The following is a 14,342-nucleotide window of genomic DNA, read 5'->3' as shown; positions in this document are numbered from 1 at the left end:
TGATCTGGCTGATTGCACCCGTCTTCTTGTCCTTCAGGATGATCTTGAGGTTGCCGTTAGGCATGCGCTCTTCCTTGATCAGATAATGCTCCTCATCGTAGTCCTTCAAAGCAGCACCGCGATCTTTGCCCTGGCCGCCGCGCCAAACCTTCAATTCCACCGGTTCCCATTTTTTGGACTGGGCCGACTTGTAGCAGGCATCGATAATCGCATTGACTACATAACCGTCGTAAAAGGTTTCCATTGGCTGCCTGCCTTCATCCATGGCATTGAACATATCCAGAAACATCTCCACATACCCCAGCGAGCCGATTTCATCACCCACTGGGAACAACCAGCCGGTATCGCCTTCTGCTTTTTCGGCCACATAGCCACCCTGCCCCACCGCCGTGAACATTTCGAAACCGGTGCGCAGCCAGTGATTCAGCCAGACCGTCCCTTCCGTCCCCGCAATTTCATCGCGCAAATCCATCCCGCCTCGAAAAGTCCACGAAACCTCAAACTGCCCGATTGCCCCATTGTCATAACGCACCAGGCCAACCGCATGATCTTCGGCATCAATGGGGTGAACCTGTGTATCTGCCCAACAGGTCACCTCAATCGGACGGTTCTCTTTGCCAATAAAATTGCGCGCAATTTCAATGCAGTGACAGCCCATATCCACGATGGCTCCGCCGCCGGATTGTTCTTTGGTCCAGAACCAATCACTATGAGGTCCGCCGTGCGTCTCGCGCGAACGCGCCCACAGAACTTTGCCCAGCGCACCTTTGCGGGCCGATTCCAGCGCTTTAAGTGTCTTGGGGGTGTATACCAGATCCTCAAGATAACCGTGGAAGACACCTGCCTTTTCGACCGCTTCCAGCATTTCCAGCGCCTCATCCGCATGGGTTGCCAAAGGTTTGGTACACAATACCGCCTTACCGGCTTCAGCCGCCAGCAATGCCGCTTGTTTATGCAGGTAATTTGGTAAACCGATCACGACCGTATCCACTTCCGGATCGCGAATCGCTTGCGCCATGTCGGTAGTCCAGCGCGGGATACCAAACTCTGCCGCGAATTTTTCGGCCTGTTCCGCCCGCCGCGAATAAGCAATCACAACCGACTCCTGGCCACGATATTTCAACAGACTCATCGTGTAAAAACGCCCGATCAAGCCGGTACCCAGCATGGCAATTTTGTGACTCATTTCAGTTTACTCCAGAGGGGAATTTGAAATATCCAAATGTACGAACATTCTAATTATAGATGATTCCATTGTGCGTGTCAACTTGCTTTTTTGCCCAAAATCGGCTAAAATTGGTTTATTGTACGCACATTTGAACAATCGCTTTTAGAGGTTTACCTGTGCCTGTTCCAATGCTCCCCCGCCAGCGCGTTTATTCTGCCCTTCGCCACGAAGCACCCGACCGGGTTCCCACCGCTCTGGGGGGCGGCCCCTATGGTCTGGTGGATGATCTTTATTTTCGCCTGCTGAATCATTTACAACTTGGTCAACCGGTTGCACCCTTCCGTAAAGGACACAACATTTCCTACATGGATGACCGTCTCTTAAGCCGGCTGGGTACGGATTTGCGCTACTGCTGGCCGGCCCAATTGCCAAACAGCCCGGTGATTCCCGGTGAAGACGAGAATACCTTTTACGATTCATTCGGTCAAATCTGGAAACGAGCTCTACCGTATTACTATGCCGGCAGCGGTCTTTTACGCGAAACCACCGAATTGGAGGATATCGAGCGGCTGGTACACTGGCCTAATCCACACGATCCTTCCTGGATGCATGGGGTTGCTCAACGAGCTGAAGAATTACAAACCAGCACCCCTTATTTTGTCGTCATGCGCATGGTAGCCTCACATGGCCCTTTTCAAACCGCCTGCGACTTGCGCGGTACCGAGAATTTTCTCACTGACTTGATTGAGCATCCCGAATTCGCCCAGGCACTGCTAGACCGTATCACCGCCATGCTGGAAGGGCTACTGGATGCTGCCATGCGGGCGGGCGGCAAATGGTTCGATATGATTGAACTGCCCGGCGACGACTACGCCGGCAATACCGGTCTAATTCTCTCGCCGAACATGTTCCGCCGTTTCATCAAACCTTGCCTGGAACGAATGATCAAGACCATCCGTGAGCACAAACCGGAGATCAAAATTATGCTGCACAGCGATGGAGCCATCAGCCGCTTAATTCCCGACTTTATCGAGCTGGGCGTGGATGTCCTTCATCCGCTTGAACCGTTGCCGGCTAGTGATCTCCCCCAAATCAAACGCCAGTTTGGAGAACAGATCAGTTTTCTGGGGGGCATTGATATCAGCCATGCCATGCTTGGCAGCCGCGAGGATGTGATCAAGGAAGTAAAAATGCGCCTGAGTCAGCTGGCGGAAGGCGGCGGGTACATTCTGGCGCCAGCCAACCATCTACAGGCAGACGTCCCGCCTGAGAATGTGGTGACACTGTTTGAGGCCGCTCACCTCCTGGGAAAATATCCCATCTCGCTTTCTACAACAAGTCAAACACCAAATGGATAAAGAAATTTGAAAGGATGCCATGAGCCTACCTTACTCAACCGTTGACCCACACAACCCCATCCCGTTGTATTATCAGATTTATCTCGACCTGCGCCGCATGATTCAGCGCGGGGTGCTCAAACCGGGTAGCATGTTACCCCCGGAACTGGAAATCTGTCAGGCTTATAACGTTGGAAGGCAGACCGTTCGTCAGGCTATTGGGCGACTGGTGGACGAAAATCTGGTCGAGCGTTACCCCGGCCGGGGCACCTTCGTCCGTGATATTCCCAGCATTCAATTTTTCCTCGACCGTAGTTTCAGCCAGCAAATGCGCGAGATGGGGCGAGTACCATCTTCCAAAGTGCTGCGCTGTGAACCCTCCACCGTTACGATGGAAAACGTTCCGGTACTTGAAAAAGTCAAAGGCGCTCCCTGTGTCATTCTGGAGCGGCTGCGCTTTGGGGATAACGAACTGATCTGTCATCAGGTCTCCATTATCCTGACCGAACGCTGCCCGGGAATTGAAAACGTAGACTTTACCAATCAATCCCTCTTTGAAGTACTCACCAACCGCTATGCGCTGATGATCAAGCGCATGGATATTGTGGTTCGTGCTGTAGCCGCCGATGGGTATCGTGCCGATATCCTGGAGGTCGAAGAGTGCGCCCCCTTACTGTATGTCGGCACGGCAACTTACGTTGAGGAAGGCGATTTGATTGAGTATTCCACCAGCTACTACCGCGCTGACCGTTACGAATACAGCATTACCCAGATTCGTTAATCAACGAGGAATGAAATGCAACCCAACGCCGCATTTGAATACCTGAATCAAGCTCAGAGCATCCTGACCCGCATTCAACAGACTCAGATGAAAAATATTGAACTTGCTGCAGAGCAATGTGCACAAACCATTGCCGGTGATGGACTGGTGCACATGTTTGGCAGCGGTCATTCGCGCATATTTGTGGAAGAAATGTTCCCCCGTCATGGCAGTTTTCCCGGCTTCCACCCGATTGTCGAATTGTCGCTTACCTTTCACAACCTGGTGGTCGGCTCTAACGGGCAGCGACAGGCCATGTTTTTAGAACATGTTGAAGGGCTGGGTCAGATTATTTTGCGCAACTTTGTCTTTTCTCCACCGGACTGTTTTCTAATTTTCTCGAACAGCGGCGTGAATGAAGTAATCATTGATGTGGCTTTGGAAGCCAAACGATTGAACATGCCGGTGATCGCCGTCGTTTCGGTGGATCATTGTCAGGCCAGCCCGGCATTACATTCCAGCGGTAAAAAATTGACCGACATCGCCGACATCGTTATTGATAACTGCACCCCCGCCGGTGACGCCATGGTGCGTGTTGAGGGATTGGAAGACCCGGTTGGCCCTGGATCCACCATTGGCGCCGCAGCAATCACCAACGCGCTCAAGTGCCGCATTGCCGAAAAACTGACCGCGATGGGCAAGCCGCCGATTGTCCTGACCAGCAGCTACTTTCTCGGCCGGGAAGAATCAAAAAAGCGTTTTGACGCCTGTTATGATGACTACCGCGCCCGGGTGCGCAAAGTATATGGGTGTTAATCATGCAGTTGAAAGATAAAGTTGCTGTCATCACCGGTGCAGGCAGCGGCATTGGCGCAGCCATTGCCCGGGCATTTTCCAAAGAAGGCGCTCAGGTCATTGGTTGGGACATCAACCTATCAGCCGCACAGGAAACCTGCGCTTCCTGCGCCTTTCCTTCCAACACCACAAGTGTGCAGGTGGATGTCACCAATCCATCCCGGGTGGAAGAGGCAACCTTACAGGTACTCAGCCAGTTTCACCGGTTTGACATCCTGGTGAATGTGGCGGGCGGTTCGGGCCGGCGCTGGGGGGATGGGCCGGTTGACGCTTGCACGCTGGAAGGCTGGCACAAGACGCTGGACTTGAACCTAAACAGCCTGTTCTACTGTTGCAAGTTTGCCGTTCAGGCAATGCTTCCCCAGCAAAGCGGTGCCATCGTGGTCATCTCATCTGTACTGGGGTTGGTCGGAGGCGACGAGGATTTTGCCACTCACGCCTACGCCACCAGTAAAGGGGCCGCAATTAGCCTGACCCGTTCAATCGCTGCTTATTATGCCCCGCAGGGTATCCGCGCCAATGTGATCTGCCCCGGCTTGATTGCCACACCCATGAGCCGGCGCGCCCAGTACAGCCCATCCATTCGCTCGCGCTTGGCCGATTTGCAGCCATTAACCGCTGATTTCGGCCAACCCGAAGATGTCGCCGGGGCAGCAGTGTACCTCGCTTCGGATGCTGCCCGGTTTGTTACCGGAGCCGTACTGACCGTGGACGGCGGCTGGACGGTACGATAAAACTGCCCGTGGAGAAAACAACCATGATCGTGTATTCCACTACCCTGCAAGATCTGCCTCCCGCCGAGATTTTGGTGGTCGGGTCGGGTTCGGCGGGTGCAACCGCCGCCATCACGGCCGCCCGTCTTGGCGCATCGGTTACGCTGGTTGAACGTTATGGGTTCATGGGCGGCATCAGTACGCAGGTGCTGGACACCTTTTATGGCTTCTTCACTCCCGGCGCAAATCCGCGCAAGGTGGTTGGCGGCGTACCGGATTGGGTGGTTGAGGAATTGCTCAAACACAAAGCAGCCATTTACCGCCCCAACACCTACGGCGCCGGACAGGGCATTACCTATGACCCGGAAACTTTAAAAGTAATATGGGAGCAGCTGGCCTTGCAGTCCGGTGTCCGCTTGCTTTACCATGCACTGGTGGTTGACGTTATCCGTGAGGGGGATACCATCCAGGGTGTGGTGATTGCCAGCAAAGCCGGTTTGTTTCGGTTGACAGCTCATGTAGTCATTGATGCCAGCGGGGATGCCGATGTGGCTGCCCGTATGGGTGTGCCGTTCGAAAGCAGCCGAGACGTCCCGATTCAATCTCTCACCACCACCTTCAAACTGATCAATGTGGATGTTGAGAAAGCAAAAAATGTAAAGAAAGCAGAATTGCACGCCAAAATGCAGCAGGCCGCTGAATGGGGCTACGACCTGCCGCGCAAAGAAGGCAGTGTCCATCTTACTCCCCTGCCGGGCGTGATGGCGACTAACATGACTCGCGTCCGGGATGTTGATCCGCTGGATATCCAGCAACTCACCCAGGCCGAAATTGAGGGCCGTCGGCAGGCAATGGAGTACTCCCGTTTTCTCATCGAGCGAATACCCGGTTATGAAAAGGCAGCCCTGGGTGGACTCAGCGTTCAAATCGGTGTGCGTGAAAGCCGCAGGATATTTGGAGAATACAGGCTGTCGCGCGATGATGTCCTTTCCGCCAGAAAGTTTAGCGATGCCATTGCCCAATGTGGTGCGCCCATTGAAGAGCACCACGCCGGGCAGGATACCCGCTGGGAGTATCTACCAGAAGGGGAAACCTATCACATTCCTTATCGTTGTTTACTGCCTCAAAAAGCCGAAGGACTGCTGGTAGCGGGGCGTTGCCTCTCAGCCGATCACGATGCACACGCCTCGGTACGCAGTATGGGTCAGTGTATGGCGATGGGGCAGGCAGCCGGAGCAGCCGCCGTGATTGCCCTGCAGCACAACACGCATCCGCGCGCGGTGGCCATCCCTGAATTGCAATCAACATTGCGCCGTTTAGGTGCAATTCTGGACTAGGAAAGGAGGTTTGCGTGGCGGTTCAAACGGTTTTGGGTTCAATTGCGGCACATGAATTAGGGATCACCGCCTGCCATGAGCATGTTCTCTGGCATCCCCCCGATGCAATGGCTCTGGAAGATGCCGACCTTGGGCTGGATTCAATACCGGCGGCAGTTGCCGAGTTGCGTTATTTCAAGTCTCTTGGGGGCAGCGCTGTGGTTGAAATGACCACCGCCGAAATCGGCCGCTCCCCCCTTGAACTCAGCCAGATCTCACGGGCTACCGATGTCCACATCATCGCTGCCACCGGACACCACAAAAATAAATTTTCGGCTGCGTCGCTGGAAAATCAATCAATTGGTCAAATCGCAGAACGGATGATTCGAGAAATCACCATCGGGATCGGCGACATCGGCATCCGCGCGGGTGTAATCAAGGCTGCAACCAGCCTGCATCAAGCCACAGAGGTAGAGAAACGTGTCATTCAGGCTGCCGGCCTTGCTCACCAAAAAACCGGCGCGCCGGTCAGTACCCATACCGAAGCGGGTACATTTGCGCTGGAACAGGCTGAAATGCTTTTGAGCGCAGGCGTGACACCTGAGAAATTGCTGATTGGTCACCTCGACCGCAATCTGCCCAGTGAGGTTTATTTTCAACTGGCAAAACGTGGTGTCTTGCTTGGCTTTGATCAGATCGGGAAGGAACAATACTGGCAGGATGAGCAGCGCGCTTTAATGATCCGCGATTTGATCGCCGCGGGGCATTTGAACCAAATCCTGCTCTCGGGGGATCGAGCAAGGAAATCGTCCTGGAAAGTTCACAATCCGCAGTCGTTAGGGCTTGGGCATTTGCTGCTCGATTTTATTCCCCGTTTGAAAGGTTTGGGCATTGATGACGCCTCTATCCATACCCTGCTGGTTGAAAACCCCGCCCGCTTTCTGGACTTTGAACCATGATTAAACCGATTTTCAAAGAAATTTACCGCCACGCCATCATCCCGGTGGTCGAAATTGAGCGTATCGAACTGGTCGAAGCCCTTGCCCGCACGTTGGTAGAAGCGGGTTTACCGCTTTTAGAAATTACCCTGCGCACGCCGGCTGCCCTGTCTGCAATCCAGCACGTTCGTGAGGCTTACCCCAACCTTATCCTGGGGGCAGGCACCATCCTGACGTTGGAACAGGCCAAACAGGCAGTCAGCGCCGGAGCAGATTTTCTGGTTTCGCCGGGCTTACCTCATGACGCTGTTGAATGGGCGCTCGCCGAGGAAATTCCGTTTCTGCCCGGCGCCGTCACACCAAACGAAATCCTGCAAGGGCTGCGGCTGGGCATCGAAGTGTTCAAATTTTTCCCCGCCGAAACCATGGGCGGGTTGACTGCCATCAAAGCCATTTCCGATCCATTTCCTGCCGTCCGCTTCATCCCCACCGGCGGCATTCAAACCGAAAATCTGGCAGCATACCTTACCCACGAGCGGGTTTTAGCCGTAGGCGGCTCATGGCTGGCAAAACGGCAATGGATTTCCGAAGGGCAATTTGAACGAATTAAAGCCCAGGTCAACTCCGCCTTGCAGGTGGTGCACTCTCTTGCAAGACCCGCCTTGACCTGAGTTGATCCTTCGGGTTTATCGTTTCACCATTGGCAGATAAACCTGCCGCACCTGTTCAACCACCAGCAGCTGCACCACTACCTGCTTCGGTGAACCTGCCACAGGATTACTACCGCTGCTGCGGATGGTCAAGCCGCCGCTCAAGATCTCATTTTGTACAAACAAGCCCGGATCATGAACAGGGCTGATCACAAGGCTGCCCGGCGTACTTCCCGCCGAGGGCGATAGAGAGAACCAATCTCCGGTGATATTTTCTACCGTCCAATTTAATGCTGCGTCACTGCCGGTATTCAAAATAGAGAACGCAGCCGAAGGCGGTATCACCCTCCCCGAACCTGTTTCGTAGAAGAAAGTCAACCCGGCCGGCTGTACATCCAGTTGCGATTCACCGGTGGTCAATTCGATGGTATCTGAACTCTGACTGGTTTGCGACCCATTGCGCAATTCAACCGTCACCGTGCGGATGCCCCTGACCCAGTTCAATCGCCAGTTAAGGCGCTCCTGAAACGGCTGCCATGGCCCCCAGGCGCCCTCGTCATTGCGCAAGCGCATTTCCGACCAGACGCCTTGACCGTAAATGTACAACTGCACATCCGGCGAGGTGGTTTGGGCATATTCCAGATTGATCACGATGGGATAAACCGTGCTTCGCCTTCCAAAGTCCTGAACCCAATACTTACCGTATGAACCACCCGGCCAGTAACCCACCCCAATTTCGCGGTTACTGCTGCTGAGAATGTTTGCGCGGTGCCCTGACGAATTCATCCAGCCTCACACCACATCGTCCGGTGTGGCATAACCGGCGGCAATATTTTCGGCTAAACTGTTCCAACCGGTATAGAATTTTCCAACCCGTGTACTCCATCCACACACGATCACGCCGCCATCATAGGAATCGTGATTAAAATAACCATCCTCCGCCATATCGCGGGCATGGTAGCGCGCCGCGTAGTCCAAATCGCGGTTGCGTTTCAGTGGCGGCAAATTCTGTTTGTTACGCTCCTCGTTGACCAGTTCGACCACATGATGTTCAAAACGGTCGTTAACCGTTTCAAAATAACGCACATCGCAGCCGGTGAACTGGATTTCCGCCTCCCCCTCTTCAAGAGATACTGCCTCACCCAGAGGAGTAACATCATCATCCGCAAGCACCGCCCGTGTTGACCAGAATCCGGCTACAGCCAGTACCGCAACCAGTAACAGGCAAAGCGGGTTAAACATTTTGTAAAGATATTTCATCGAAATTTTACGCATCCATCCTTAATCTTAACCGAAAATTACTCATCAAATCCTTGCAATTCATTTACATTTCACATAAACTATCCATATAATGACTGTTTTAATCGAATTTGGAGGGATGCAGGATGTCCCTGCCGGCAGAATTCCAATATAATCCGCAAGAAATCCTTGAAAGCATCAGTGACGCGTTTTTTGCCCTGGACGACCGCCTGATTGTAACTTATTTCAACAAAGCCGCCGAACAGATGCTTCATCGAAAACGCGAAGAGGTACTGGGCAAGCCCTTATTTGAGGTCTTCCCGGAAGCCAAAGGCTCGATCTTTGAGGAAAAGTACCGCTATGCTCTCAAACAAAAACAATTTCTGAGCTTTGAAACTTACTTTGATCAACCGCCTTATGAAAACTGGTATCAGGTCAGAGTCTACCCTCAATCGAAGGGCATATCGGTTTATTTTCAAGTCATTACAGCCCAAATCAAAGCGCAGCAGGCATTACAAAAGGCACAAGAAAGAATGGATACGATATTACAAACTTTGTCGGAAGGGATTGTGATGGTCAACCATCAAGGCGAGGTCGTCTTTTCCAACCGTGCCGCACAGGAAATGTTCCATGACCATCAAGACCAATTGCTTTATCAAACCTGTAATGACTGCCAATGGAGTCAGGTAGATACCATTTTAGCCCCATTATCGTCCGATCAGATTCCATTACTTATTGCCCTCAATCGAAAGGAAATGGTTAGAGACTTTGAACAGGGACTAATCCTTTCGGACGGCAGTATACGCTGGTTATCGGTTACTGCCTTCCCCCTCACCGACGAAAAGCAAGGCTTTTCCGGCGCCATTGCCAGTTTCCGCGACATCACCGCTCAAAAAGAACGAGAAAAACAAATCCGCTTTCAGGCGGATCTGCTGGATATTATTGGTCAGGCAACCCTTGCCATTGACCAGAATGGGAATATCCTTTTTGCCAATCAATTCTGCGAACAACTGTTTGGACATCCAATCCAATCCATCCTGGGAAAACCCATTTTAGAAACGTTAATCCCTGCGGAAGCGATTTCAGAGATTGATCAAATCCGCAGTGTGGTACAGCGGGGAGATGTATGGAACGGTGAACTCACACTCAAACGCAAAAATGGCGCACCATTCACCGCCTACTGTACCGTTACACCGATTCGTGAGAATGAACAAATTTTGGGTTTTCTGGTCATTGCCTTCGATATAACCGAACGCAAATGGGCAGAGGAAACCGAACGTCAGTTACGCGCCCTTTCGGACGCATTGCGTGATACTGCCAGCGCGCTGAACAGCACCCTCAATTTTCGCGAGGTGTTGGAACGAATTTTAATGAACGTCGGCAAGGTGGTCGCTCATGAATCGGCCAACATCATGCTGTTGGATGGGGAATGGGTTGAAGTGCTTTTTCATCAAGGTTATTTGACCGACCCGGCCAATCAATTTCTGGAAGGCTTGCGTTTTCCAATCGGTGAATTTCCGACGCTGCAAAAGATGTTTGAAAGCGGACTACCGCTGGTCATCCCCGATACCGGCAAATCTTCCCTCTGGCGCGGTAATTCAACCATGGGATGGATTAAATCCTATGCCGGAATGCCCTTACTCAGCCGGGGTCAGGTGATCGGATTCTTGAATCTGGACAGCTCCATACCCGGATTTTTCAACGAGGAGGTTGTCTTCCGCCTGCAAGCTTTTGCCGATCAGGCAGCCGTTGCCGTTCAAAACGCACGGTTGTACGAGGAAGTGCAAAGTTTATCGGTCACCGACCCCTTGACCAATGTTTACAACCGGCGCGGCCTGTTTCAAAAATGCAGTGAAGTGATCGAACAAAACCGGCGCAGTGGACTGCCGGTAGCCCTGATTGTCTTCGATCTGGATAATTTCAAGGATTTCAATGATTCGTACGGTCATTCAACGGGCGATCTCATTTTAAGCACTATTGCGCGACGCATGGCGAACCGTCTGCGGGGTGCAGACGTCTTGGGACGCTACGGTGGTGACGAATTTGTGCTCCTGTTGTCTGGAATCTCCGAATCAAGCCTCAAGGGCATCCTCGAAAGACTGCGCCAGTCAATCACACTCGAACCGATTCAAATTGGCAATGAGGTCGTTTTCATCACCGTAAGCATGGGGGTTTCCACCAACACCACTTCCGGCTATGACCTGACCACCCTGCTGCGCCATGCAGACCATGCCCTTTACCACGTTAAAAAGTCAGGGCGTAATCGGACATTGCTATACGGTGATCTGCCCGAGTACTCTCAGGCATCGTAATACGGTCGCTTACCCTGCCGCCCTCCATAAAAGGGCAAAGCTGATCATGAACAAGCTGCTGATCATCAACTGGCGCATTCCAATTAGCACCGGTTTAACGCCAATTGCCGGTTTCAATGCCCCCCAAACAGATTCGGCAAACTGGATCAGGTAAGCAGCCGTCACCAGAGGTGAAAACCAACCCGACAGCGCAAGCAACCCCACCCCGGCAATGCTTCCACCGCAAACCGCCAAAGGCAGCCGGGCAGCAGATAGCCGTGTCTGGAGGGGAGGAACGCTCTGCCATTCACGCTGGGAGAGGCGCAAGTAGGCATACAAAATTGAACCGATGGCTTGCAGCCACAACAAAAGCCAAAGCAGCCAGCCATTCAAATTCAGATGCCCGATTCCAGCCCAATATACCGCCGGGGCTGCCAGTCCCAGCACGCCGCTGCCGGCAATCTCTACAATTGGTTTACGACGTTCTTCTCGGCGGCTGACCAGCCATAAATGCCAGAACAATACCGGCAAAGCCGGCAAGGCCAGCACCACCAGAAAACCCAGCCCCCGGCTGAGCATACCGAGTATGGCAATCAGACCGATTAATCCGTACACTCCCATCCAGAATAAAGCCGGCAATCGCTCTTTGGACGGCCGTCTGCCGCTCATTACCTTGACCAATATGGTGAGTGGCTGGCGGAAGAAAAAACCCGCCAGTGCTGCAAGAATGACCCATCCTTGATTGCTTGTAAGCCCCTCTGAGACGACCAGCCCGACCAAAATCGGTCCGAGCAAAAAAACCCACGAACCATGTTCTATCGGTACGGCAATATGTCTTTGAAAAAAAATGCGCTTCAGGCTTGAGGTTGATTGGATTGCCATCCAGTCTCCTTAACCATTCAAGATTCAATCCAACCGCAGTATACCTGACCCGCGTTTTGCGTAGGTTGCGCCGGAGCAAAAATTAAATCAACTCTAATCTTCACCGGCCAGCAGGCGGGCTTTTTTCCATGGAGGCAGGTTGCTTTCTTCCGCCAGCAGCGCACGCAGTTCATAAATTTGATCGCGCAGTGCAGCGGCCTTTTCAAACTCCAGATCCCTGGCAGCCTGTTTCATTTGCTTTTCCATCTCGTTGATTAACCGCTTCAATTCATTGGCGGGCATCGGTAAAAAGCCGCCTTTTTCGCCCGCCTTGTAATCCGCGCGACCCTCTGCCACACCCGCCGTTGTTGAAATCCGCTCGGTCAGATCGTGTATGGCTTTGACAATACCAACCGGTTCAATGCCATGCTGTTGGTTGTAAGCCATCTGCTTGGCCCGGCGGCGATTGGTTTCATCAATGGCGGTTTTCATCGAGTCCGTAATCCTGTCAGCGTACATGATTACTCTTCCATTGACATGCCGGGCTGCCCGCCCAATCGTCTGAATTAATGCCGTAGAAGAGCGCAAAAACCCTTCTTTGTCCGCATCAAGGATCGCGACAAGCGAAACTTCCGGCAGGTCCAACCCTTCACGCAGCAAGTTAATTCCGACCACCACATCAAAAACACCGCGCCGCAGGTCCCGCAAAATACCAACTCGTTCCAACGTTTCGACCTCAGAATGCAAGTAATGGACCTTGATGCCCATTTCCATCAGATAATCCGAAAGATCCTCTGCCATACGTTTGGTTAATGTGGTCACCAGCACCCGTTCACCATTTTCAACCCGCTGGCGGATTTCTTTAAGCAGGTCATCCACCTGACCGCGCGTCGGGCGCACTTCCACTTCCGGGTCAACCAATCCGGTTGGGCGGATAATCTGCTCGACCACCTGCTCGGCGCGTGTCATTTCATACGGACCGGGTGTTGCCGAGGTATAAATGGTGTACCCCATATGTTCTTCAAACTCATCAAATTTGAGCGGACGGTTATCCAGCGCTGAGGGAAGACGAAAACCAAACTCCACCAGGGTTTCCTTCCGCGAACGGTCTCCGTTATACATCCCGCGAATCTGCGGTATGGTCATGTGCGATTCATCAATGATCAACAGGTACTCGCTCGGCAAATAATCAATCAACGTCCAGGGTGGAGATCCCGGCGGACGTTGGTCCAGATGGCGGGAGTAATTTTCAATGCCCGAGCAATAACCTGCCTCGCGCAGCATTTCAAGGTCATAGCGCGTGCGCTGTTCCAAGCGCTGCGCCTCCAAAAACTTATTATTACGCCGGAAGTAAGCCAGCCGTTCTTCCAATTCGGCTTCAATATTGTGAATGGCGACCTTCAGCCGGTCTTCACCGGTGATGTAATGTTTGGCAGGGAAGATGACAATCGAATCCGGCTGCGAAAGCAATTCGCCGGTCAGGGAATTGACCACTTGAATCCGCTCTACCTCATCTCCAAAGAAAGCCACGCGGATCACCTTGCGGTCTTCATAGGCCGGAAACACTTCCAGCGTATCCCCCCTTACCCGGAAAGTGCCGCCGCGCAATTCCAGATCATTTCGTTGATATTGAATCTCCACCAGTTGACGCAGCAGCGCATTCCGCCGGTAAATTTTGCCCACTTCCAGTTGAATTTGACCCTTCCCAAATTCTTCCGGACTGCCCAACCCATAAATACAGGATACCGATGCCACAATGATCACATCCCGGCGGGTCATCAAAGCAGTGGTTGCTGCCAGGCGCAAACGCTCAATTTCTTCGTTGATTTCGGTTTCTTTTTCAATATACAAATCGTGCTGAGGAACATACGCCTCTGGCTGGTAATAATCGTAATAACTGACGAAGTACTCCACTGCATTTTCGGGGAAGAACTCCTTAAACTCAGCATACAGCTGAGCCGCAAGCGTCTTGTTGTGCGCCATCACCAGCGCTGGCATTTGTAATTCTTGAATCACATTCGCCATTGAAAAGGTCTTGCCGGTGCCGGTTGCCCCCAGCAATACCTGATGCCGACATCCTTTGCGCACTCCTTCTACCAGCAGCCGGATGGCTTCCGGCTGATCACCGGTAGGTATGTAGGGTGCCTGCAGCTTGAATTCCATGGCACAATCCTCTCTATTCCCTCAAACAAAACGGCTCAAGCGATTGTAACA

Annotated in this window: 11 protein-coding genes and 1 pseudogene; 8 read left to right on the top strand and 4 right to left on the bottom strand. The window is 52.6% G+C overall.

Going from position 1 to position 14,342, the window contains the following annotated elements; all coding sequences use genetic code 11:
• Positions 1–1,186, bottom strand: a 1,186-nt coding sequence (locus tag ACWIZX_RS09285) for a Gfo/Idh/MocA family protein (protein WP_448335558.1), incomplete at its 3' end; no start/stop codon positions are given.
• A gap of 158 nt (positions 1,187–1,344) precedes the next feature.
• Between ACWIZX_RS09285 and ACWIZX_RS09280 the strand changes: the two genes are divergently transcribed.
• From ACWIZX_RS09280 to eda, 7 genes are read left to right on the top strand one after another with little or no spacing between them, the layout of a single operon-like run.
• The gene (locus ACWIZX_RS09280; protein WP_448335557.1) at positions 1,345–2,526 is read left to right on the top strand and encodes a uroporphyrinogen decarboxylase family protein; all 1,182 of its coding nucleotides are present in this window, start codon (positions 1,345–1,347) and stop codon (positions 2,524–2,526) included.
• 19 nt (positions 2,527–2,545) lie between these two features.
• On the top strand, positions 2,546–3,286 hold the full coding sequence (locus ACWIZX_RS09275) for a GntR family transcriptional regulator (RefSeq protein ID WP_322794098.1): 741 nt from the start codon (positions 2,546–2,548) through the stop codon (positions 3,284–3,286).
• A gap of 15 nt (positions 3,287–3,301) precedes the next feature.
• Positions 3,302–4,081, top strand: a complete 780-nt coding sequence (locus ACWIZX_RS09270; RefSeq protein WP_448335556.1) for a sugar isomerase domain-containing protein — start codon at positions 3,302–3,304, stop codon at positions 4,079–4,081.
• 2 nt (positions 4,082–4,083) lie between these two features.
• Entirely contained in the window at positions 4,084–4,854 is a 771-nt protein-coding gene (locus ACWIZX_RS09265; protein ID WP_322794100.1) for an SDR family NAD(P)-dependent oxidoreductase, read from the top strand.
• Positions 4,855–4,877: 23 nt separating this feature from the next.
• Positions 4,878–6,170: an FAD-dependent oxidoreductase gene (locus ACWIZX_RS09260; protein WP_448335555.1), complete on the top strand. Its 1,293-nt coding sequence runs from the start codon at positions 4,878–4,880 to the stop codon at positions 6,168–6,170.
• A gap of 14 nt (positions 6,171–6,184) precedes the next feature.
• Complete coding sequence (locus tag ACWIZX_RS09255) at positions 6,185–7,108, top strand: phosphotriesterase family protein (protein ID WP_448335554.1); 924 nt, start codon at positions 6,185–6,187, stop codon at positions 7,106–7,108.
• Positions 7,105–7,758 (top strand): bifunctional 4-hydroxy-2-oxoglutarate aldolase/2-dehydro-3-deoxy-phosphogluconate aldolase, encoded by a 654-nt coding sequence (gene eda / locus ACWIZX_RS09250; protein ID WP_448335553.1) that lies wholly within the window; start codon positions 7,105–7,107, stop codon positions 7,756–7,758. Before ACWIZX_RS09255 ends, eda begins: the two co-directional genes overlap by 4 nt.
• Before the next feature lie 15 nt (positions 7,759–7,773).
• Here eda and ACWIZX_RS09245 read toward each other — a convergent pair.
• Positions 7,774–8,979, bottom strand: a pseudogene (locus ACWIZX_RS09245) (CAP domain-containing protein).
• Between the two features lie 143 nt (positions 8,980–9,122).
• Between ACWIZX_RS09245 and ACWIZX_RS09240 the strand changes: the two are divergent.
• Positions 9,123–11,288 (top strand): diguanylate cyclase, encoded by a 2,166-nt coding sequence (locus tag ACWIZX_RS09240; protein WP_448335552.1) that lies wholly within the window; start codon positions 9,123–9,125, stop codon positions 11,286–11,288.
• Between the two features lie 9 nt (positions 11,289–11,297).
• Here the strand turns inward: ACWIZX_RS09240 and ACWIZX_RS09235 are convergent, their stop codons facing one another.
• Positions 11,298–12,149, bottom strand: coding sequence for a YwiC-like family protein (locus ACWIZX_RS09235; RefSeq protein ID WP_448335551.1), 852 nt, complete (start codon positions 12,147–12,149; stop codon positions 11,298–11,300).
• Between the two features lie 93 nt (positions 12,150–12,242).
• Positions 12,243–14,291 (bottom strand): excinuclease ABC subunit UvrB, encoded by a 2,049-nt coding sequence (uvrB, locus tag ACWIZX_RS09230; RefSeq protein ID WP_322794140.1) that lies wholly within the window; start codon positions 14,289–14,291, stop codon positions 12,243–12,245.
• Positions 14,292–14,342 lie beyond the last annotated feature (51 nt).

It is taken from the genome of Bellilinea sp. (assembly GCF_053501535.1).
Note: the sequence above shows the minus strand (reverse complement) of the source record. Positions and strands in the feature narration are given on the sequence as shown.